We start from the raw sequence: 25,237 nt of genomic DNA on the forward strand, positions 1-25,237 counted from the left end.
CCTAAATCAATATATAATTTGAACTATATCTATAGATATAAATATTCAAATAACATCTTTAAATAGCTCTAAAACCTATATTTGTATTAATCTCAGACCTAAACACCAGCTTAACCGGAGCTCATTATATTTTTATGAAGCAGATCTTCGGAACTATAAAATATTTCTAACCGGGCAATCATCCTGGCATAAGACAATCAGAACTCGGTTACTCAAGAAGTAATAAAAGAGAAGTGAGAATGTGGGAAAAATGGACTTACCTTAACACATAGTTGCAGACAGTAACACTTGCAAAAGGCTACATAAAAAAGCAAATTGCAGTAACAAACTAATTCACCTTAAACACTATACTTTTACTGATGAATAAACTGTACACACTTGCTGTTACAGCACTCTTGTTTTGTAGCCACTTAGCACAGGCACAAACTACCCTCTCCTATTACCTGCCCAAAAATGTTACTTACAACAAAAACATACCTACTCCGCAGCAGGTGCTTGGTTACGAAGTTGGCGAATGGCACGTTAGCCACGACCAACTGGTAATGTATATGCGCCACATGGACCAAGTATCGGACAGGATAACGATGGCCGAATATGGTCGCACCCACGAAAACCGACCGCTTTACCTGCTTACCATCACCTCCCCGGGTAATCACAAAAACATAGACCAACTAAAGGCTGATCACAAGCAGTTGACCGACCCTGAAAACTCTGGCAAGCTTGACATTAAAAATATGCCGGCTGTAGTTTGGATGGGCTATAGTGTGCACGGCAACGAACCAAGCGGAAGCAACGCCGCTTTACTCGCGGTTTACCACCTGGCAGCAGCACAGGGACCCGAGGTTGAAAAGCTACTGAAAGAAACTATAATCCTGATTGACCCTGCCATTAATGCGGATGGACTGAACCGTTTTGCCAGTTGGGTAAACACTAACCGGGGCAAGAACCTGGTAACAGACCCAAACAGCTCAGAATTTAATGAAACATGGCCTCGTGGCAGAACAAACCATTACTGGTTCGACCTTAACCGCGACTGGCTACCGTTGCAGCATCCGGAATCGCAGGGCAGATTGGCAAAGTTTCATGAGTGGAAACCAAACCTGCTGACCGACCACCATGAGATGGGCACCAATGCCACATTCTTTTTCCAGCCGGGCATACCAAGCCGCAACCACCCGCTATCGCCGGAGAGCGCATTTAAATTGACACAAAAAATTGGTAACTACCACGCCAAGGCACTGGATAAGATCGGCTCACTTTACTACACCGAAGAAAGCTACGACGACTTTTACTATGGCAAAGGCTCTACGTACCCGGATGTAAATGGCGCTGTAGGTATTTTATTTGAGCAGGCAAGTTCGCGCGGTCATGCACAGGAAAGCATAAATGGGGTGCTCACTTTCCCATTCACCATACGCAACCAGTTTGTAACTACCCTGTCTTCGTTAGAGGCAGCCAATGCCATGCGCGAGGAATTGCTGGCGCACCAGCGGGATTTCTACAAGCAATCGCTCAACGAATCTAAAAAAATAGCTACCAAAGCTTATATTTTTGGATCTGAGAAAGACCCTGCCCGAGCTTACCATTTGGCCGAGATCATTCGCCAGCACCAGATCGCCATCTATAAACCAAAAGAAACTATAAAAGCAGGCAACACAAACTATAGCCCCGAGAGCGCCTACATTGTACCACTGGAGCAGCCGCAGTATAAACTGATAGAAGCCATGTTTGAGAAGCGCACAACATTTAAAGACAGCCTATTTTACGACATCTCTGCCTGGACTTTCCCGCTCGCTTTTGACCTGGAATATAATGCCCTTAGTGGCAAGAACTATAAACAGGCACAGCTTGGCGAAAAAGTAACTGCTCCGCAAATGCCGGCTGGTAAAGTAACCGGAGGCCAGAGCACGTATGCGTATGCCTTTGAATGGAAAGACTACTATGCCCCGCGTGCACTTAACACTTTATTAGAGCGTGGTATACAAGCCAAAGTAGCTACTGATACTTTTAAGGACGTAGACGGAAAAACGTTTAGTTACGGCACCATACTTATACCGGTGGCAGGCCAGTCAGTTTCTGAAGCTGATCTATACAAGCTTTTAGAAGATGCTGCACTTAAAAACGGGATAGAGGTATTTGCCATGCAAACCGGCCTTACCACGTCAGGTATAAAACTGGGCAGCCCGATGATGTTGAACCTGCAAAAACCAAGCGTTGTGTTACTAACCGGCGATGGCGTAAACAGTAATGATGCCGGCGAAGCGTGGCATTTGCTGGATAATCGCTTCGATATTAAAACCACGCTACTAACAACCGATAACTTTAACCGCGCCAACCTGAGCCGCTACAATGTACTGGTGATGGCCGATGGTTCTTATAACAACATCTCTAAAGATAAGCTACGCGCCTGGGTACAGCAGGGAAATACAGTTATAGGCATGGGCGATGCGATAAAATGGCTCGCAGATAATGGCCTCAGCAATATCAGTTTGAAGAACGGAAAGGAAAACCCTGCAGGCATGCGCAAGTCGTACGCTGACCTGGGCAACGAAACAGGAGCACAGGTAATTGGGGGAGCCATTTTCGAAACTACCTTAGACCTGACGCATCCGCTGGCTTATGGTTATACAGATAATAAACTGCCGATCTTCCGCAGCAACACATTGTTTGTAGAGCCATCTCAGAACCCGTATGCAAACCCGGTAATGTATACCGCTAACCCATTAATGGCTGGTTATATTTCAAAACAAAACCTGCAGCTGGCAAAAAACTCTGCGGCAGTAACAGTTACAGCAGTGGGCTCAGGCAAAGTAATCGCAATGCCTGACAATCCGAACTTCAGGGCATTCTGGTACGGCACTAACAAACTTTTCCTGAACAGCATCTTCTTCGGCCAGGTTATAAACACTCGCTCAGCCCGTACCGAATAACAACAACAATAACCTATTAGTTACTCTTAAAGAGCCCGGATCGTAAGGTCCGGGCTTTTTTATTTTTACAAGAATCACTAAGGATTACAATTTCCTTAACAAGCTAATTATAATACAAATCCTACCAAACACAAACTAACAAACATAAATAGTTATATAAAAATATAAATTAAGTCATAATTACAAATAGCTGTAATTTTTCCTTTTTATATAGGTATTTATATATTATAGTTAGCTTATTTGTTAATTTTCAGCACTATAGCTGATAAAAAAATAACTACGAGAGAAACTATATTTTGTTATTATTGCTTTACAAACCAGCTTAAACTTTCTGAATATTATACAAATTTAGTTATTGATACATCAAACATAACAAATGTTTAACACATCAATAATTTATATTTTTTTTATACAATTTTTTTTGATAGTAGACCACCTATAGTACACAGTTATACAAATTGCTTATGAGAATACTTTTACCGCTGCTGTTAACTTTATCGTTTTTCGGGTTTTTACCTTCAGCTGCATTTTCGCAATGTCAACCACCTTCTGTTGTTCTACCAGACGACATTAGTTACTGTGGTCCGAGAGGTATAGCATTTACTACAACCAATCCGGCACATACACCAGTGTATTCTAACGATGCCCTGACGTATTCCTGGAAACTGAATGGTGTTGTGGTATCAACTACTGCTTACCCAACTATAAACTTCCCGACGCCGGGTACGCACAACGTTACGGTAACTGTAACCAAGCGCTGTGGCCGGGATGAAATAGCAAGGGCAGAGGACACACAGTTTATAACTATAGAGGCAATACCAGCTGCACCTGATGTTGACAACCTCGCCGTGTGTACCGGAAGCAATGCGACACTATGGGTCAATAATGCCGACCCTAATCTCATCTATAAGTGGTATAACAAAAGCAATGGCGCATTGCTGGTATGGGGTACATCGTACACCATGAACAATGCCAGCTATATGCAGGTAGAGGTAGAAGCTATAACAGCCAGCGGATGTACCTCTCCCCGTACGACTGCAACTATAACATCATCCTTAACAAACGGCAACGCAACTGTACTGAATGGCGACCAGGAAATATGTGCCGGCACCAAACCTCAGACTATTGATGGTAACGCACCACAGAACATGACCTTCCAGTGGTTAATGAGTACAACGGGTGCAGGTTCCGGTTATAGCCCTATCGCATCAGCTACCGATAAAAGTTACTCGCCTCCCCCGCTTTACCAAACTACCTGGTACAAAAGAGTAGCCTATAACGGTGGTTGCGGCGAAGAAACAAACCCGGTAAAAGTAACTGTAACGGCCATCCCTTCAACTCCTATAGTTTCGGACAGACTGGTATGCTACGGCGAGCGCGCCATGTTCGTGGTTTCTAACAGCGACGGCAACACTATTTATAACTGGTATGCTACGGCTACCAGCACTACCATGCTGGGCACAGGCCCTACTTTTATAACACCACAGCCTGTAACAGGTCCGGTAACATATTATGTAGAGGCAACTACAACTGCACAAACGCAGTGCTACAACCTTACCCGAATAGCCGTTAATGCCAATGCAACGCCGGCTATCGCTAACAACAGCATTTCGGCAAACCAGGCCATGTGTACGGGTGGCAAGCCACAGCCATTGATAGGCACAACCCCAACCGGCGGCGGTGGCGGTTACATTTACCAGTGGCAGCAAAGCACCGATGGCAATACATTTACTGATGTGCAGGGAGCCAACGCCAAAGACTTTGCGCCAGCTTCGCTTAAAATAACTACCTGGTTCCGGAGAACTATAAAAGCGGCCAGCAGCTGCCCGATGAGTATCAGTAACATAGTTGTGGTTACAGTTACTCCAATGCCTGCAACTATAGATATTGATGACCCGATGATCTGTTATGGTTCGCCGGCATCTATAGTTGTAACAAACCCGGAGCCTGACTTTACTTACCGTTGGTACGATGTCGCCGAAGGTGGAACATTGCTTGCAACCGGCACAACGTATACCACTACCCCACTTACATCAAACAAAACATATTATGTAGAGGCCACATCGGATGCCGGTTGCTATAGTGTGCGCCGCTCTGTTGAGGTTACAGTTACAGCGTTACCTGGCGTACCAACTGCTGCCAATGTTACTATATGCGAAGGTACCAACGCTATACTGGCTGTAGAGCCTACCGATGCAGCTATTTTTTACAGATGGTATGACAGCAACAACATACTTGTAGCAACTGGCATCAACTATAGCATTCCCCCGCTAACGGTTAATACCACTTATTATGTAGAAGCTGTAACCAAAGCTTCGCCGGGTTGTGCAAGCCCTAAAGTAGCCGTAGAAGTTACTGTAACCCCTAAAATAGCCAGCAATACCATTTCCGCGGACCAGGTTATTTGCAGCGGCGCTACACCGGCACCTTTGCAGGGTACCGTTCCAACCGGTGGTGGCGGTGGCTATACCTACCAGTGGGAATACAGCGTAGACGGAAGTTTATTCAATACTATAACAGGAGCTACAGGAACGCATTATGCACCAGCTGCCCTCACAACCACTACCTGGTACCGTCGCAAAGTAAACGCTACAGGCAGCTGTAAAACCTCTATAAGTAATCTGGTTAAGATCACTGTAAACCAATTACCGGGCACTCCTACTGCAACGAACACGTCTATCTGTACCGGCTCTGAAACTACGCTGGCTGTAAATAGCCCCGATGCAAACCTGACTTACAAATGGTACACAACCCCTACAGGTGGCTCGGCCATTGCAACAGGCAGCACTTACAATACAGGTATCCTGACATCAGGTAAGATCTATTACATAGAAGCTACTTCGGCAACCGGCTGTGTTAGCCCTACCCGTGGTAAAGTTTCTGTTACAGTTATCCCGTTACCTGCCACGCCGGAAGCCGACAATGCCTCTGTTTGCGCAGGTGCCACCGTAACTTTAAAAGTACTTGCCCCTGATGCCAACCTGGTTTACCGCTGGTATAACGACGACACGGACGGAACCCTGCTTGCAACCGGAACAAACTATACCACCGAGGCCCTCTCCGAAAGCTCTATTTTTTATGTAGAAGCATCTACAGTTGAAGGTTGCACCAGTTCTGACCGTAAGCCGGTTTATGTAAATGTAACGCCACTACCAGCTATCCCGGATGTGTCTAACACAACCATCTGCTCCGGCGATGCTGCTGTACTTTTTGTCAAAAACCCTGACCCTACGGCAACTTATCACTGGTATTTGGGCGGCTCTTTGCTTGCATCGGGTGTTACGTTTACTACTGATATCCTTGCCTATAGTACTACTTACCATGTTGAGGCTGTTTCGAATACAACAACTGCCTGCCCTAGTCCTGCACGCCGTGCGGTGGTAGTTACTGTTACGCCGAACATTGCCAACAATAATATCAGCAGTGAGCAAACTATATGCAGTGGTGGCACACCATCTACGCTAACAGGCACACAGCCAACCGGCGGAAGCGGGACATACACTTACCAGTGGGAAAGAAGCGAAGACGGCACAAATTTCTCGAGTATAGCCGGGGCCGTTAACTCTACCTACAGCCCGGGTTCACTTACTATAACTACCTGGTTCAGAAGAAAAGTAAAAGCAACTACAGGCTCGTGCCCGGAACATGTGAGCAACCCTGTTAAAGTTACCGTATCTCCTCAGCCAACTACACCAACTGCGCTTAATACAACCGTTTGTTTCGGCGAAAGAGCACAGTTAAGTGTTTCAACCCCTGATCCATCGTTAACTTACAAATGGTACAGCACGGCATCAGGCGGAAGTCCTGTTGGTGTTGGCGCTACGTTACTTACAGAAACCCTTACAGCTACTACTACTTATTATGTTGATGCTACCAGCACAACAGGCTGCACCAGCAACAGAAGAGCCGTAACCGCTACTGTAAGACCGTTACCTGAAATGCCGCAGGCACTGGATAAAACCATCTGCGCCGGCAGCAGCACAACCTTGTCTGTAACCAACCCGAACCCAACACTGGCCTATCGCTGGTTCAACGCAAGCGGCGACCAAGTAGCAACCGGAACTACATTTACAACTGCTGCGCTGCAAACTACCACTACCTACTATGTAGAAGCATCAACAGTAACTAACCCGGTTTGTACAAGCACACGCAAAGCGGTAGTCGTATCTGTAACACCTATCCCAGGCATGCCTGCTGCTGAAAACGTAGCTATTTGTACGGGTGGTTCGGCTGTGCTTACAGTTACTTCTCCTGATGTGTCGCTTACTTACAACTGGTATACTTCTGCTACAGGAGGCTCTGCTATCGGTACAGGTACTTCCTACAACACCGGCACACTTACCTCAGCCAGATCGTTCTACCTGGAAGCCGTAACAGCTGCTGGTTGTGTCAGCCCACGTTCTAAAGTTGATGTAACCGTAACGCCTCTTCCAGCTACACCAACAGCAGACAATGTATCGATCTGTGCAGGAGCACCAGCCACCCTGAGCGTTAAAGACCCTGTTGCCAATGTTTCGTACAGATGGTACACTGCCGCTACCGGTGGCACGTTACTAGCAACCGGCAACAGCTATGCGATTGGTTCTGTAGCTACTACAACTACTTATTACATTGAAGCAGTAACAGCAGGCGGTTGTGCCAGCACTTCACGTGGAACGGTTACGGTACAGGTAACGCCTTTGCCGGCTACTCCTAATGCTGATAACGCTACTGTTTGCGCAGGCAATAGTACTACGCTCTGGGTGAAGAACCCGGAACCGGGCCTGATCTACCGCTGGTACCAGGATGGCGTTCAGGTTGCAACAGGCATTTCTTACACCACCGAAGTTCTGAACTATAGCGCTACCTACCAGCTTGAAGCCGTTACGAATAACAGCAATGCCTGTGTTAGTGCTTCGCGCCGCACGGTTAGCGTAACTGTTACGCCGGCCATTTCCAATAATATCATCTCCGCAGACCAGAACATTTGCAGCGGCACGGCACCGGTTACCTTTACCGGAACACTGCCTGCAGGCGATGGCAGCGACTTCTCTTACCAATGGGAGCGCAGCGAAGACGGGGTTAACTTCTCGATCATTGCAAATGCTACGGCACAGTCTTATACATCGGGCGCACTAAATGCTACAAGCTGGTTCAGAAGAAGAGTAAAGTCGAACAATAACTGCCCTGAACATATCAGTAATGTTGTTAAAGTAACTATAAACTCACTACCATCTACCCCGCTTGCTGATAACACCACTACCTGCGAAGGAAGCACTGCTACGTTAAGTGTTAAGGATCCGAACTCAGCGTACACGTATCGTTGGTACACAGTAGCTACCGGGGGCAGCATTCTGGGAGTTGGTACTACCATCACTACACCTGCTGTAACTACCAGCACTACCTATTATGTAGAGGCATCTAACGCAACAGGTTGCTTAAGCCCGCGCAAAGCAGTTACAGTATCGGTAACGCCACTGCCAATATCACCGGTAGTGAAAGACCGCAGCATTTGCGTAAACGAGCAAGCCATACTATCGGTAAGCTCTCCAAGTGCTACTCTGATCTACCGTTGGTACAACAGCGCCGGAAACCTACTGGCAACCGGCCCTACCTACACTACCGATGCACTTTCTGCCAACACTGTTTACTATGTAGATGCTGCAACTATAGCAACGCCATCCTGTGTAAGCAACCGCAGTACGGTTATAGTAAGCGTAATGCCATTACCGGCAACACCGCAGGCAAACGATGCGACAGTATGCTCTGGAAATACAGCAGACCTGGCCGTAAAAGATGTTGACCCGAACCTGACTTATAAGTGGTACAGTACGGCCAACGGCGGAACAGCATTACATACGGGCTCTACTTACAGAACTACAACTTTAACCTCAGGCAGAACATACTACATTGAAGCTGTAAACGCGGCAGGCTGCATTAGCCTATCGCGCAAAGCTGTAACTGTAAATGTTATTCCAATACCATCTGCTCCGGTTGTAAACAACACCACCATATGTGCAGGAAGCAGTGCTACACTTAACATTACTGCACCGGATGCATCGCTTACTTACCATTGGTATGATAATGCCGGAAACTTACTGGGATCTGGTACATCATTTAACACTGGCGCACTTAGCAGTACGACCAACTATAGCGTAGAGGCTGTTGCTCTTGCAACGACTGGTTGTAACAGCACACGCCGCACAGTAACGGTAACTGTAACGCCATTGCCAGCTAAGCCGGAAGTAAATCAGCCTACTATCTGCGCCGGAGCTACGGCAACACTGGTAGTAGAGAACCCGGTACCATCTGTAAACTATAACTGGTATGATGGAAACGAGAACCTGATCACAACCGGAACATCTTTCACAACGGATGCCCTTACAGAGAGTACCTTATATTATGTGGAAGCGGTAACCAGCAATGGTTGCGCCAGTCCGGCCAAAGAAGTGGTAACTGTAAAAGTACTGCAGCCGGTAAGCAACAACGCTATCACAGCTGACCAGACCATTTGCTATGCGAGCACTCCAACTGCACTTACCGGCTCTGAGCCGATGGGCGGAGGCGCCAACTATAGTTACCAGTGGGAGAAAAGCGAAGATGGCCTGAACTTTACAACTATAACCGGAGCCACCACGCAAAACTATACACCGGAAGCTCTTACGACCGATACCTGGTTCAGAAGAAAAGTAGTAACCGACGGTCCTTGTAAGGAGAATAACAGCAACATAGTAAAGATAACGGTAACACCACTTCCTGCTGTGCCAACTGCTGCTAACGCCACGATATGTGCTGGCTCGTCTGCCAACTTAAGCATAACCGGTGCGGTAGCAAACTATACGTATCGCTGGTTTAATGCCGCAAGTGGCGGAACAGTACTGAGATCTGGCGCTACATTTACAACCCCAGAGCTACAGGCTACTACTACTTATTATGTAGAAGCTATTAACGAAGCCGGATGTGTAAGCCCAAGAAGAGCCGTAACCGTAACTGTAACTCCGATGCCGGGTGCACCTGTGGTTGCCAACCAAACCATTTGCTCAGGCAACCCGGCAGTTTTAAGCGTTAGCGCCCCAAATCAGTCGCTGGTTTATAAGTGGTATAACAGCATTGGCGAGCAGGTAGCTTCAGGATCTACTTACAACACTGGCAGCCTGACGACTACTACAACTTATTATGTGGAAGCAGCTACTACCAGCGCTCCATTCTGTGTGAGCAGCCGCAGCACAGTTGTAGTTACTGTAACCGACCTGCCAACTATACCTGTTGTAGAAAATACCAGTGTTTGCGCCGGCGAGGCAGCTACGCTTTCTGTACTTGTTGTAGATCCGGCTTATACCTACAAATGGTATACGTCAGCAACAGGCGGAACTGTAGTTGGCTCAGGGGCTACGTATAACACCGGTGCTTTAACATCAAACAGAACATATTATGTAGAGGCTGTTTCGGCGGCAGGATGTGCGAGCCAGAGAGCAACTATAGCTGTAACGGTAACGCCACTGCCAGCTACTCCTTCTGCTGACAATGTTAGCATTTGCGCAGGCCAGCCGGCAACACTGGCGGTAAATGCACCGGATGCAAACCTGTCTTTCAGATGGTATAACGCGGCTACCGACGGCACGCTGCTTGCAACCGGCGACACTTATACAACCAATAGCCTGTCAGTTAGCGAGACATTTTACGTGGAGGCTGTAACAGCAACAGGCTGCGCCAGCACAACCCGCAAAGCAGTAACCGTAAATGTAACGCCACTACCAGCCACACCAGTAACCGAAAATGCTTCTATCTGCGCTGGCAGCGGTACTACACTTTGGGTGAAAAACCCGGACCCTACTGTGTACTATAACTGGTATAGCGGCGGTGCGTTGGTTGGTACAGGCATCTCTTACGCAACAGGTGTTCTGAACTATAGCGCTACCTATTATGTAGAGGCAATCAGCAACACGGGCACAGCCTGCAGTAGCGCTACCCGCAGCACCGTAACTGTAACCGTAACGCCAGCTATCTCTAACAACTTTATCTCTGCAGACCAGACTATTTGCAGTGGTAGTTTACCAGCTACGATCACTGGCTCGTTGCCAAACGGTGGTGGCGGAAACTATAGTTACCAATGGGAGCGCAGCGAAGACGGCGTAAACTTTACAGCTATCAGCAATGCAACTACCCAGAACTATAGCCCGAGTGCCCTTAACATTACTACCTGGTGCAGAAGAAAAGTAAAAGCAGTTGGTCCATGTGGGGAGCAGGTTAGTAACACAATTCAGATAGCAGTTCAGCCGATACCAGCCACTCCGGTTGCCGACAACGCAACGATATGTGCCGGTGCTACGGCCACGCTGAGCGTAAAAGATGTAACTCCTGGCTATACCTATCGCTGGTACACCACTCCTACCGGCGGAAGCGCGATCGTAACCGGAATATCTTTCACTACTACATCACTTGAGAGCACTACTACCTACTATGTAGAGGCCGTGAATGCGACAGGTTGTATCAGCTCAAGAAGAACAGTTTCTGTAACAGTAATGCCTTTACCGGAAGCCCCGATGGTGGCAGACCAGAATATTTGCGCCGGCGAGCAGGCCATACTGGCAGTAGAGAACCAGACCACCAGCCTGACCTACCGCTGGTACGATAGCAACGGAACTTTACTTGCAACCGGAACATCTTACACAACAGCGACCCTAAACAGCAACACTACTTATTATGTAGAGGCTGTTACGTCTGGTACGCTGAGCTGTGCAAGTGCCCGAACTATAGTTGCCGTAAATGTGGCAACCAGACCTTCTACTCCGCTTGCTGATAATTCCAGTGTTTGCGCAGGCTCATCGGCTCAGCTTTCTGTGAAGAGTATCGTTCCGGGCATTACGTACAAGTGGTACACGGTAGCAACCGGCGGAACTCCAGTGTTTATTGGATCTGCTTACACTACGGCTGCCCTTACTTCAAACAGAACCTATTATGTAGAGGCGTCAACTGCGTCGGGTTGCACCAGCGAGAGCCGCAAGGCCGTAACGGTAACGGTTATACAGCAGCCAGCCATGCCGGTTGTTGCCGACCAGACCATTTGCCAGGGCAGCGAAGTTGTATTAACGGTAGCTAACCCGGATGCTAACCTGATGTACCGCTGGTACAATCAGGGTGGTACGGCTTTAGCAACAGGCACTTCTTACACAGCACGCGGACTGACAGCTAACACCATGTTCTATGTAGAGGCGGTAACAACAACTTCTCCAGGCTGTGTGAGTGCCCGCGAAACAGTATATGTAACCGTAACGCCATCGCCGGCAACACCGCTTGCTGACGATGCGAAGATCTGTGCAGGCTCTACAGCTACATTGTATGTGAAGAACGCAACACCGGCTGTTGTGTACAAATGGTACGATGACACAGAAACGTTACTGCATACCGGTACTACCTTCACAACTCCTGTACTTACTGCTGATGCCATTTACTATATAGAGGCAAGCTCAGGTGCAGGTTGCGTGAACCCAGGTCGTACAGTTGCTACCGTTTATGTTGCCCAGCCGATTGTTAACAACACGATAAGCGGTAACCAGACCATTTGCAGCGGCACCGACCCAAGCACACTAATCGGGTATGAAGTGATGAGCACTGATGGAATCGTTACCTACCAGTGGGAAAGCAGTGAGGATGGCATCAACTATAACATCATCCCGACGGCAACAGGCAAGAACTATAAACCAGCTACCACTTATGTAACCACCTGGTACAGAAGAACGGCAAGTGTAGAGAATGGAACCTGTCCGGCTCAGAAGAGCAACATCGTAAAAATAAGTGTCATTTCTGCTCCGGCAACGCCACTGGCCAGCAACATTACGATCTGCGCTGGTTCAAGAGCTACGCTATCGGTTACATCTCCTGAGTTAGGATATACTTACCGTTGGTTCAGTGTAGCAAGTGGTGGAAACAGCCTTGGCTCTGGCATTATGTTTACAGCCGATGGCCTGCAGACAGAAACTACTTATTATGTGGAAGCTGTGAACGCTGGCGGTTGCGTGAGTGCCCGTAAAGCGGTAACTGTGTATGTTACGCCACTACCGGCCATACCTCAAGCCTCAGACCAGGTGATCTGCTACAATGAGAAAACGACCCTAAGTGTTACAAACCCGAATGTTAAACTGAACTATAGATGGTTCGACGGAAATGGCACACTGGTAGCTAACGGATCATCATTTACAACAGCTAACCTGAAGCAGAACACCATGTTCTACGTAGAAGCTTACACGACCACCACACAGGCCTGCGCCAGCCAGCGCAAAGCGGTTATGGTAAGTGTAATGCAACTGCCAACTGCCCCTGAAGTAGATAACCGTGCTATTTGCGAAGGCAGCGGAACAACACTTACCGTGAAGCAGGCAGCTGCAGGCTTAACCTACAAGTGGTATAGTGCTGCAACCGGCGGCTTAGCCCTGGCAACAGGAACTACCTACGAAACCGGCTCACTTACTTCAGACAGAACCTACTACGTGGAAGCAACCAATACATCCGGTTGTGTAAGCGAAAGAACTCCTGTAACAGTAACTATTTCCGCGTTACCAGCTACACCAATTGCATCTAACCAGCAGATATGTGCCGGCGAAACGGTAACGCTACGTGTATCGCAGCCGGATGCTACGCTGAACTATAGATGGTTCAGTGAATCGGGTAAGTTACTGGCAACCGGAAACACACATTCTATCTCTGGATTAACGGCAAGCACTACATACTATGTGGAGGCTGTAAATGCAGCAGGCTGTATCAGTCCGAAGCGCCAGTCGGTGGTGGTAAGCGTTACGCAATTGCCAGGTACGCCTTTCGTATCAAATGCTTCGATCTGCTCTGGCGAGAAAGTGACGTTATATGTGAAGAATCCTGACCCGACAGTTGATTACAGATGGTATAACGATGCCGCCGGTACAAACCTGATCGGTTCCGGTATCTCTTACACTTCCAGTGATGCCCTGTTCTCTACCAGATCATACTATGTAGAAGCAGTGAATACGGCAGGTTGCAGCAGTCCGACAAGAGCTCAGGCTATAGTTTCGGTTACAGCTAAACCTGGAGCACCTGTAGTAGAGGATGCGATGATCTGCAGTGGTGGAACAGCTAAGTTGGAGATTATTCAGCCGGATCCGGCGCTTGTGTATAAGTGGTACGATGCGAACGGCACGATGCTCCATACAGGTACTACTTACACTACATTCCCGCTGTCTTCTCAGGCAACGTTTTATGTAAGAGCTAACACCACCTCTCCTACTGCCTGTGCAGGACCAAGCGAGGCGGTAACAGTTAGCATTATGTCGTCGCTGGCGAATAACACGGTTACAGGTAACCAGACCATTTGCAGTGGCGCTACACCGGCTCCGCTGTCAGGTACGGTGCCTACAGGTGGTGGAAACGCTACCTTGGCTTACCAGTGGGAACGCAGCGAGGATGGTGTAAACTTTGTGAGTATAGTTGGCGCTTACGCCCAGGAATATGCACCGGGCGCCCTTACGCAGAATACCTGGTTCAGAAGAGTTGTGAGAGCAGCAGGCCCTTGCGGCGAAAGTGTAAGCAATGCGATTATGGTAACTGTAACACCGCTACCTGCCACGCCACTTGCTGATGATGTAACTGTTTGCGCCGGCAGCACTGCTACCCTGCGTATCAAAAATCCATCAACAGGAGCTTCCAACATTACCTATCGCTGGTACTATACTGCTTCCGGCGGAACGTCTATTGCATCGGGCATCAACTTTACAACGCAGCCGCTTTACACCAACACTACTTATTATGTAGAGGCTGTAAACGCGACAGGTTGTGCAAGCAGCGCCCGCCGTGCGGTAACTATAACTGTAAACCAGCTGGTGACAGATAATACCATCAGCTCCGCACAGCAGATCTGTACTGGAAGCATACCGGCAGCCTTAACTGGTTCGGTGGCCTTCCAGCAGTCAGAAAACTATACATACCAGTGGCAGCAAAGCCCGGATGGTATCAACTACATGAACATTTCAGGCGCTACAGGCCAGCATTATGCACCAACCCAGGCCTTGACTAAAAATGTATGGTACCGTCGTGTTGTGCAGATCTCAGGACCTTGCGAAGACCATATCAGTAATGCCGTGAAGATGGAAGTTGTTCCGTTGCCGACATTGCCAAGCATAGCTTCTGTTTCGGTTTGTCCGGGTGGCAGCGCTACCCTGCAGGCTACAGGCGTGGTGCCAGGCACAAGACTGGAGTGGTTTGATGCACCAACAGGAGGAACTTACATTGCAGAGGGGACAACCTTAACAGTTACACCATACTCCACTACCACTTACTGGGTACAGGCTGTGAACAGCAGCAACTGCGAAAGCAGCGCCCGCAGAGAAGTGAAAGTGACCGTGGTTAACCCTGTGGCAAATGTAAGCGGTGATGTAACCATAATGCAGGGCAAAGCTACCAAGCTGGTGGCAACTGGTGGTGCTACGTACAGTTGGTCTCCGGCTACCGGCCTCAGCGACCCTACCAGTGCTACACCAATTGCCAAACCGGAAGTAACGACAACTTACACTGTAACTATAACAACTGCTGAAGGCTGTACAGCGTCGGCTTCAGTAACAGTAAACGTTGTGCCGGCCATCATCCCGATGAATGCCATGACACCGAACGGCGATGGTATAAACGATGTGTTCCATGTGGAGAACCTGGAATTGTATCCTGACAGCAGAGTAGAAATCTTTACCCGTTGGGGCGAAAAGATCTTCGAAAGCAAAGGCTACTCAGAACCATGGAACGGTATGCGCAACGGAAAGCCAATGCCACTCGGTGCTTACTACTACATCATTTACTTGTCGAGAGACGAAGCACCAATTTCAGGAAGTATAACTATTATTAAGTAATGCCAGCTATGAGACGTATTTTAACTATAGTAGTGGCACTGGCTGCCGCAGCAGGCACAGCAATGGCGCAGCAGCGCCCACAGTACACACAGTACGCTTTAAACAATTACCTCACAAACCCTGCAGTAGGCGGCATAGAAAGCTATGCCGACATGCGCACCAGTTATCGTGGGCAGTGGGCAGGCGTGGAAGGCGCACCGGAAACCATGTATGTCACCTTCCATGGCTCTATCGGTAACCCGGACAATGCCAAAACGTCACCAAAATCCAGGAAAGCGAACAAGTATGGTTTCTCTTCCCGCAACAGTTACAAGAAAGCCGTACCGCACCATGGTGTTGGGGCAGTTGTACAGGTTGATAAAGCTGGATTGTTGCGTACTTCTACCTTTAACGCGACTTACGCGTATCATCAGCCGCTTACCCGTTACTTAACTTTATCAAGCGGGCTGGCCGGTGGTTTAACGCAGTATAATGTAGATGTGGAACGCTCCAGAGTACTCGACCCAAGCGACCCCTACCTGGTTGGCGGCAATATGTCGGCGAGCAAAGTAGATGTAGGTGTTGGGTTATGGTTATACAGTCCTGATTTTTATGTAGGGTTATCCGGGATGCAGTTACTGAAAAGCAAGCAGGAAATTGTAACCACCGACGATCCGGCCATGAGCCTGCAACCGCACTTTTACGGCACTGCCGGTATCCGTTTCCAGACCTCTAACGACTTGGCTGTGGTACCTTCCATTATGGTAAAAGCAACCGGCTCTGCCACGCCTGCCGTCGACCTTAACCTGCGCGCCTTGTATGCTCAGTATGTTTGGGGCGGTATGTCGTATCGCCATAACGATGCATGGGCTATTATGGCAGGTGTTAACCTGAACTATATGTTTGATGTGGGCTATTCCTACGAAGTAGCAACATCCAGTATGAGCAGGGTTTCAGCGGGAAGCCACGAAGTAGTAGTTGGTTTTAAACTGAACAACGCCAGCAAAGTGCTCTGCCCGCAGTGGGTTTGGTAACAGGTTTATAGTTGAGTATTTTGAAAGCCCGGTAGCTGTATAGTTGCCGGGCTTTTTGTTTTACCTCACCCCAGCCCTCTCCCGGAAGAGTTTATGCTTTAGTTCGCAACGCTGGCGCGAGTCTCCAGACTCGTGACTTACGATGGTGTTGAGTCTCCCGACTCAACTGGCCCGGCAGGGACAGGATTAGCAATAGCTTTGGCTATAGTTCTGTAGTATGTGTAATCCAACCACCCCCAGCCCCTCAGAGTTACGCTCGCTACCTTCGAACTCTCTTCTCGGTAGTCTAAGGCGGGGAGCTTTCTGCTTTTTACTTTGTCATATCGAACAGGGTGAGAGATCTGTACAGTTTAACATCCCCCTTCACCTCCTTCAAAGGGGGACTTTCGGCCGTTGCTCTAATTAAAGCTATAGTTGTATAGTTACAGTCCACACACTGTCAGGTAAGAACTGTAACCAAAAATACCTTTCGCCGGAAAAATAAGAAGCGACTTTTGGGGAGAGTTGATTTCAGGTGAAACCATTACCTTTGCAAACTATAACGCAATAAACAGATGAGCGCCAAAAACCTACAGCTACTACTTGAGACAGCCTATGATACCGAGAACCCGCAGGTTTTTGAGGAAGGTGCTGCCAATGTCTATAAAAAGTTTGAAGAAGCTTACAAAGTCTTCGTTCAAACAGGCAAACCTACAGACGAACTGAATTTCAGGTTTGAGCGGGTACGTTTGGGTGTAGGTATTGCTTTTCTGAAAGCTTATACCCGACTGGCCGACAACGAAACAAGTATTGAAGCGCTTCAGGTTTTGCAGGAAGCTATTAAAGCGAAAAGCTCGAAGGAGATCGATAAGATCGTACAGAAAAAGATTAAAGTATTTGATAACCTGTACCACGAGATATTTGTGAACGAAGAGCGTGAGCACATACTGGGCCTGTTTGAAGCTACATTGGATGCAAGCTCAAGAGAAGAACTGGATGAACTGATGCTGGAAGGCCTGGAACTGTTAACTGCGATCGATTTTGAGCACCATGCGCAGCAGGACGATGACGACGAGCCCCTGGATGAGGATTTCCTGAAAAGCATACAATAACCCAACTATAGTTTGCCACATGGAAATTACCCTGACCACTCCTGCGCTGTTGTTTCCGGCTATTTCGTTATTGCTGCTGGCGTATACAAACCGTTTTATGGCCCTGGCTAACCTGATCAGGAGTTTAAAAAAACGCTATGCTTCCACTCAAAGCCATTTGGTTTTCGGACAAATGGAAAATCTGCGCACGCGTCTCATACTTATCCGAAACATGCAGGCGCTGGGTATTTCAAGTATGTTTGGCTGCGTGTTCTGTATGTTCATCCTGTTTGCCGGCTACGAAGTGGTAGGTAAGTATGTATTTGGGTTAAGCTTACTGCTGTTACTTGCATCTCTGGCTCTGGCCCTCCGCGAAATACAGATATCAGTAAACGCCCTGACCCTGGAACTTGATGACCTGGAAGAAGAAACTGAAAACAGTTAAAAGTTGAAAGTGAAAAGTTAAAAATCAGAGCTGCTATTTCTGATTTCATTATCACTCTAAACTCATAACTCTAAACTCTTAACTAAATACATGTCCGATCCTAAGAAGCTGGCGATTAAAGATTTTGTGTACGAGCTGCCAGACGAGCGAATCGCTAAATTTCCGCTACCCGAACGCGACCAGTCGAAGTTGCTTTTCTATAAAAGCGGAACTATAAACGACCAAACTTTTACCGACCTTCCTGAGCTTTTGCCTGCCAATACGTTACTGGTTTTTAACGATACCAAAGTGGTGCAGGCGCGTTTGTTGTTTCAGAAAGAGACGGGCGGTATAGTAGAAATCTTTTGCCTGGAGCCTGTAAAACCACATACCGAAGTGCAACTAGCCATGCAGCAAACCAGTAGCTGCACCTGGAAATGCCTGGTAGGTAATAACAAACGCTGGAAGAGCGGAAAACTCTACTTATACTTTGAAGGTGGTGTAATTACAGCAGAACGCGAAGCACATCAGGACGGACATTTCCTGATAAACTTTGCCTGGGAACCTGCTAACCTGACCTTTGCCGAAGTGCTGGAACGTTGTGGTAAACTGCCCCTGCCTCCGTACTTAAACCGAGACCTCACCCCCGCCGACTGCACCCGTTACCAGACCATTTATGCCAACCAGGAAGGAGCTGTAGCTGCTCCAACCGCCGGTCTGCATTTCACCGACAAGGTACTGGCAACTATAAAAGCGAAAGGGATAACTACAGCCTATTTAACATTGCATGTAGGCGCCGGCACATTTAAGCCAGTAAAAGCCGATGTAATGGAAGCCCACGAAATGCACGCCGAACAACTATACCTGACCCGGGAATTTATAGTTCAACTGCTGGCACAGGTTGAGCGAAACAAGCCTGTTATTCCGGTGGGTACGACCAGCATGCGCTCTCTGGAAAGTTTATATTGGCTTGGTGTAAAAGTATTTCAGCAACCTGATCTATCACAAGACCAACTGCACATTACCCAGTGGTTTGCTTATGAAACTATATATTTGCCCACACCTGCCGAAGCGCTGACAGCCCTGCTAAACTATATGGCAAACTATAAAACAGACCATCTTCACGCCAGCACCCAGATCATTATTGCTCCTGGCTATAGTTTCAGGATCTGCAGTGGTTTGGTTACCAACTTCCATCAGCCGGAAAGCACATTGTTATTATTAGTTTCAGCACTAATTGGCGAGAACTGGCGAAAGGTTTACCAACATGCTATGGCTAACAACTATAGATTCCTGAGTTACGGCGATAGTTCGTTGCTGCTGCCATAGATGTCAGACACTAGCAGGAGTTTCGCACACTGCCAGGTCTTTAAAGTGTTCAATCAACAAAAAAGCCTGCTCCGAAAATCGAAGCAGGCTTTTTTATAGTTCAGAGATCAACTCTATATCTCCATTTTACAAACCGTATTGCGATATCAGGTAAACCAACGATGCCATAGAGGCTGCACCCAACTGCATTTCACGGCGGTTCACGGTTTCGAAAGTATCAATATCGGTGTGGTGGTAGTCGAAGTAGCGTTGTGAGTCTGGTTTAAAGCCGATAAGCGCTACTGTGCCTTGTCCTTTTAATGGACCAATGTCGGCGCCACCGCCGCCACGAGTCAGTTCGTGCAGACCATAAGGAGCCAGCAGTGATTTCCAGGTAAGCGTTTTGGCGTATTGGGCATCGTTGCCATCTATCCCGAAACCACGTGGAGTAAATCCACCGGCATCCGACTCAATTGCGGCAATGTGCTTCTCGCCTTTTGCTTTGGCTTCTTCAGCATACTTGCGACCGCCACGCAAACCGTTTTCCTCGTTCATGAAAAGTACGGCTCTGATGGTACGTTTCGGTTTTATACCCAGTTCTTTAAATAACCGCAGCACCTCCATCGATTGCACAACACCTGTTCCATCGTCGTGAGCGCCTTCGCCAAGGTCCCATGAGTCCAGGTGGCCGCCTACAACTATAATCTCATCAGGTTTTTCAGTTCCTTTTATCTCGCCTATCACATTATAAGACAGCACTTCCGGCAGGTTCTCGCTGGTCATGCGCATATAAAACTTCAGGTTGGGGTCGTTCTTGAGTTGCTTGCTTAATATTTCAGCCCCTTTTGTACTGATAGCCGCTGCCGGAATTTTATCCACGCCATCCTGGTAACGGGTATTACCAGTGTGTGGCACCTCCTGAATTTCGTTGGCCATGGAACGCACTAAAACCGCTACAGCACCCAGTTTGGCAGCTGCTACCGGGCCGCCGCCACGCTGATCAACGGCATCGCGGTACGAGTTCATGGTATGCACATGGGTATTATCGAAAGCGCGGTTAAAGAATACGATCTTGCCTTTAACCTTCTTCTTGCCCAGTTTCTCCAGTTCTTCAAAGTTGTGCACTTCAATTACTTCGGCGGTAAGGCCGGTTTCGCCGGTACCAACAGAAGAGCCAAGTGCTGCAATGTTAACATCCGTAGAGCCCACCTGTCCGCTCAGGATACGACCGATCTCTTTATCGCCACGCACCCAATGCGGTACCATTACTTCCTGCACATACACGCGGTCCAGGCCCATTTTGTCCATTACCTGCTTACCCCACTCTACGGCAGCGGCCGCTTGTGGCGAGCCGCTTAAACGTGCCCCAATGTTCTTGGTAAGGTAGCGCAGGTCTTCGTAGCTTTTAGTGCTGGTCAGGGCGTTGTCGTAAAATTGTTTGATGACCGCCGAATCGGAAGGTGCGGTCTGCTTTTGTGCCAGTGCTGGCGTGGCTGTAACTATAGCTGCTGCCAACAGCCAGTGACTGAGTCTGTTCTTTAATAACATTATGTAGGTGAGTTGTTGAGTTAGGTTGTTTTGTTTGTGGCTATAAGTTAGAAAATAGTTTTTGGAGTTATAACATATAGTTGCAACTATACTCCCATTTTCCTGCTGGTTTTATAGTTTGTCGGGTTTAGGTATAGTTTTATAATGAGGGTGAGTAATAGCCAAAGCTTGTATTATGCACTACGTTAAGTGGTGTTATTCTACTTTTCTTTCAACCAATCGCTATACCTGTTGTCGATAATCCTGCTGATCAGTTCATAGTTACTCCACTTATCTTCTACATGGTAAAGGGTTGGTAGCTCGTTAGCTAAAGTCATCTCGTAGTCCTGCAGATAATTTCCTTTTTCGAAATCAAAGTAGTCCAATGTGAAGTTTATCCCTGTACTGCTAAGCTCTTCTGAGGTGAAGACACCATCAAGGTAATCTAAATAGAATCTGCTTCCTGTTATCTCTCTTCTCTTAACTTTTTCAATTTCATCTGAAAATTCGTCTCCCAATTCTTCGCAGATGAGTTGATTCACGATTATCCAGTTCAGGTAAAAGCCAGTATGAACATAAGCTTGATACTCGTTTAGCTCCGTAGGAAAATCGCCATTGAAGTGCCATTTAGCCTTGTCGAATACAATCACTTCAGTAGAATCCTCTTCTTCTCCATACTTGTAGCCTTTATCAATATATGTTGCTGCAAGATTTTCTGCTTCTACTATCGCTCTGTCAAATGAACCTAAGCTTTTGGTTATTTTCGAGACACCTGCTTTGCCCACTTTACCAGAATGAATATGCAGAAACTTATCTTCTACTTGTAACTGCACAAAGTCAGTTGTCTTCTTATTTTCTTTAATCAAGTAGAGTTTCTTCATGATATTAATACCACTCAACGGTTATTGCGTAATTTTGCGATTTATGGTGAAGGTGATGGTTTATGAGTAATGCTTTATTTAGGCCTCGTAGTGTGCACAGCTCTTACAAGTTTCTGTATTGCAACTACAAAACAAGACATTCATAGTTTGTAGTTGTTATAAGACCAAATTAAATCATCACTCTCATTATGGATATCACAGTAAAAAAGAGACGCAAGGTATTGCGTCTCTATAAATTCTATAGTTCCGACAATTAACAACAAACAATTAACCCCTACTTCACATCCAGAATCTTCTTCAGATCCTGTGGCTTTAGGGTTAGCAAACCAACTTCTGGCAACCTGGCTGTCAGTTCTTTCCAGTTTGCGTCTTTTTTGTAAACTTCGCGGAGCAATTTGGCAGCACCGTTTACATCTCCATTGTTGGCGAGGGTTATGGCATGCCAGTATTTCATCTCCAGGTTGTCCGGGAACATGGCCTCGGCTTTGCCATATTCTTCCATGGCTTTCTCCATCTGCCCTTTTTCTACGGCCAGGTCTCCGTTGTTCATGTGCTCGTAGGCGCGGTATACTTTTAGGAGCCTTGCAAGTTCATCCAATGGCTTTTCGTGGTCATCAACTCTTAAATCTATAGTTCGGTCGTCCCAGGGCTGGTCAGTTTTTTTGCCTTTTACTACCACCAGCGCTGCCGATTGCTTTCCCCGAATGTCACCACCTTCGCGCTCGGCTGCCTGCATGGCCAGCAACACGCGCTCGGCCAGGGGTTTGCCAGTGCTTTGCTCAAAAGCCTTTGCCATGGCCGGCCATACTTTGTCGGTCAGCATCATGTTGGCCTGCACCGAAAAGTTTTTGCCTGTAATGTGCCCGGCATATCTTATGCAGTTTTTGCCGGTATGCGTTGCTACCCGGCCCTGTGCATCCAAAATAGAAACCTGACGTACTTCGCGGCCTTCGTCGTCTTTTAAAAGTATCGCCAACGCTTCTTCGGGCGTTTTACCTTGCTTCAGTAGTTCCAGACCTTTTAACCCAAATGATTTATTTACAAACGACTGCGTAGCTACTACTCCCACACCAGCCTCTACCCAGGGCACGGCCGTACCAACCGAAAACCAGTGGCTTTGCACACCTACCGCCATTTCGCCAGTCTCAGGGTCGCGGGCAACTATAGAATAGGTATGGGCAAGCGGTTCTTCTGCTTTAAACACCTGCGCACGGGCAGCAGGCACTGCCAGACAGCAAAGCGAGGCAATTGTGTAAAGTGTCTTTTTCATGAAGTTCAGGTTCATAAGAGAAGTATAAATGTTATCAGTATACCGAATCTAATGCACGGATGTTAAACGATCGTAAACTATAAACCACTGAGCAGAAGTACCTGAAGTTTACAGCCACAACTCTACATCAACGTATAAGTATACTATAAAAATCAAACAGCTACAATATAGGCCGCAAACCGCCGCCAACTAATACCTACACATGAAGAACCCTTATCCTGAAAAAAAGAAACACCGCTTAGCTATACTCATTGATGGCGACAATGCCCAGCCCAGCCTTATAGTTAAGTTAATGGCCGAAGCCGGAAAGTATGGACAAATAACTATACGCCGCATTTACGGCGACTGGACTACTCCGCAAATGAATGGCTGGAAAGATTGCCTGAACAACCACGCCATACAACCGATACAACAGTTCCGTTATACAATTGGCAAAAACGCCACTGATAGCGCCCTGATCATTGATGCAATGGATTTGCTGCACAGCGGCCTGGTGGATGGTTTCTGTATCGTGTCTTCTGACTCAGATTATACCCGACTGGCCACCCGCATACGCGAAGCCGGCATTTTTGTAATGGGCATCGGGCAACGCAAAACACCGAAACCATTCGTTAACGCATGTAACATATTTATCTTCACCGAAAACCTGGTTGATAACATTGAGGAAAAGGAAATAGCAGAAGCCGGAAAATCGCCTGAAAATGGTAGCGGTTCGCGCCCTAACCCGATACCATTACTGAAAGAAGCCTTTAGCATGGCCGCAGACGAAGATGGCTGGGCGCATTTGGGCGCCATCGGTGTAAACCTTCGCCAGTTAGACCCAAGTTTTGACCCGCGCACCTTTGGCTACGGACAACTGCTTCAACTTATAAAAGCGCAGAAAGACCTGTTCACGATCCGGAAAGAGGATGACAAAGGACCATCGGCAGTATATGTAAAAAGGGCAAGCAGTAAGCGGCGTAGCAGTCGCAAACAGGTAGTACAACAAACCGGAGATTAGCAGCGATAATCTATAGTTGGGCAAAAACATGTAAACCATAAACCGATGTATACCTATGAAAAAAGTAGTTTCTGTTTTAGCAATTTACCTGCTGGCCCTCACGGGAGCCTTTGCCCAGGAGAAAATGAGTTGCTGCACCAAACCATCCGCAGACCCAACCGCACAGTTTGCTATGCTGGGTAGTGATAAAAGTTTCCAGGCGAAACATGATAACCCGCTACCCTTTACACTGCAGAACCAGAAAGGAAAAATGGTGACATTTAAAACGCCCGATGGGAAAACCGGTACTGCCTACGAGATAAAAGCTGCAAAAAAAACAGACGATTACCTGTTGGTGATACACGAATGGTGGGGCCTGAACGACTACATAAAACAGGAAGCCGAACGACTGCATAAAGACCTGGAAAATGTAAATGTGCTGGCTCTGGATATGTATGATGGCCGTGTGGCTACAGAGCGCGAAAAAGCGGTGGAATATATGCAATCTGTTACGCCGGAACGTGGGCGTGCTATTATAAACGGAGCTATAAACTATGCCGGCAAAGACCCTGACATTGCAACGATTGGCTGGTGCTTTGGCGGTGGCTGGTCGTTGCAGGCAGCAATTGAGGCCGGCGACAAGGGCGAGGCAGCTGTAATTTACTACGGCATGCCCGAGCGTGATGTGGAACGACTTAAGAAACTGGATGGTCCGGTACTGGGACTTTTTGCAAAACAGGATGGCTCCATAACGCCTGAAATAGTGGCTGACTTTGAGCAAAAAATGAAGCAGGCCGATAAAGAAGTAACGATAAAAATGTACGACGCCGTGCATGCATTTGCCAACCCCAGCAATCCGAAATATGATAAACAAGCTGCCGAGGATGCACACAAACTAGCTGTAGAGTTCCTTAAAAAGCATTTGGATTAGGTAGACATAAGCATCTATAGTTAGAACCTTTATAGTTTTAAATCAAGCATTAGTTTACG

General features: G+C 47.4%; 11 protein-coding genes. 8 read left to right on the forward strand and 3 right to left on the reverse strand.

Translation table 11 applies throughout. The features are described from left to right. The first annotated feature begins 359 nt into the window (after positions 1-359). From ABS362_RS00405 to ABS362_RS00430, 6 genes are all read left to right on the forward strand, one after another. Entirely contained in the window at positions 360-2,930 is a 2,571-nt protein-coding gene (locus ABS362_RS00405; RefSeq protein WP_350410028.1) for a M14 family metallopeptidase, read from the forward strand. 464 nt (positions 2,931-3,394) lie between these two features. After that, positions 3,395-15,775 carry a T9SS type B sorting domain-containing protein gene (locus ABS362_RS00410; protein ID WP_350410029.1) on the forward strand — a complete coding sequence of 4,127 codons (12,381 nt, stop codon included), beginning with the start codon at positions 3,395-3,397 and terminating at the stop codon, positions 15,773-15,775. A gap of 8 nt (positions 15,776-15,783) precedes the next feature. After that, positions 15,784-16,788 (forward strand): PorP/SprF family type IX secretion system membrane protein, encoded by a 1,005-nt coding sequence (locus tag ABS362_RS00415; RefSeq protein WP_350410031.1) that lies wholly within the window; start codon positions 15,784-15,786, stop codon positions 16,786-16,788. Positions 16,789-17,342: 554 nt separating this feature from the next. Next, positions 17,343-17,879: a hypothetical protein gene (locus ABS362_RS00420; RefSeq protein WP_350410033.1), complete on the forward strand. Its 537-nt coding sequence runs from the start codon at positions 17,343-17,345 to the stop codon at positions 17,877-17,879. Positions 17,880-17,898: 19 nt separating this feature from the next. Beyond that, on the forward strand, positions 17,899-18,303 hold the full coding sequence (locus tag ABS362_RS00425) for a DUF2721 domain-containing protein (RefSeq protein ID WP_350410035.1): 405 nt from the start codon (positions 17,899-17,901) through the stop codon (positions 18,301-18,303). 90 nt (positions 18,304-18,393) lie between these two features. Then, positions 18,394-19,611, forward strand: a complete 1,218-nt coding sequence (locus tag ABS362_RS00430) for an S-adenosylmethionine:tRNA ribosyltransferase-isomerase (RefSeq protein ID WP_350410037.1) — start codon at positions 18,394-18,396, stop codon at positions 19,609-19,611. Positions 19,612-19,737: 126 nt separating this feature from the next. Here ABS362_RS00430 and ABS362_RS00435 read toward each other — a convergent pair whose 3' ends face one another. From ABS362_RS00435 to ABS362_RS00445, 3 genes are all read right to left on the reverse strand, one after another. Then, positions 19,738-21,138 carry a M20/M25/M40 family metallo-hydrolase gene (locus ABS362_RS00435; protein WP_350410039.1) on the reverse strand — a complete coding sequence of 467 codons (1,401 nt, stop codon included), beginning with the start codon at positions 21,136-21,138 and terminating at the stop codon, positions 19,738-19,740. A gap of 200 nt (positions 21,139-21,338) precedes the next feature. Then, positions 21,339-21,998, reverse strand: a complete 660-nt coding sequence (locus ABS362_RS00440; protein WP_350410041.1) for a DUF7832 domain-containing protein — start codon at positions 21,996-21,998, stop codon at positions 21,339-21,341. Between the two features lie 274 nt (positions 21,999-22,272). Continuing rightward, positions 22,273-23,268 carry a DUF1028 domain-containing protein gene (locus ABS362_RS00445; protein WP_350410042.1) on the reverse strand — a complete coding sequence of 332 codons (996 nt, stop codon included), beginning with the start codon at positions 23,266-23,268 and terminating at the stop codon, positions 22,273-22,275. 202 nt (positions 23,269-23,470) lie between these two features. Here ABS362_RS00445 and ABS362_RS00450 point away from each other — a divergent pair, with 202 nt between their 5' ends. Together ABS362_RS00450 and ABS362_RS00455 are read left to right on the forward strand one after the other, a co-directional pair. Next, positions 23,471-24,268, forward strand: a complete 798-nt coding sequence (locus ABS362_RS00450) for an NYN domain-containing protein (protein ID WP_350410044.1) — start codon at positions 23,471-23,473, stop codon at positions 24,266-24,268. Positions 24,269-24,323: 55 nt separating this feature from the next. Continuing rightward, positions 24,324-25,178: a dienelactone hydrolase family protein gene (locus ABS362_RS00455; RefSeq protein ID WP_350410045.1), complete on the forward strand. Its 855-nt coding sequence runs from the start codon at positions 24,324-24,326 to the stop codon at positions 25,176-25,178. The last annotated feature ends 59 nt before the right edge of the window (positions 25,179-25,237 follow it).

Source organism: Pontibacter populi (assembly GCF_040278685.1).
GTDB lineage: Bacteria > Bacteroidota > Bacteroidia > Cytophagales > Hymenobacteraceae > Pontibacter > Pontibacter populi.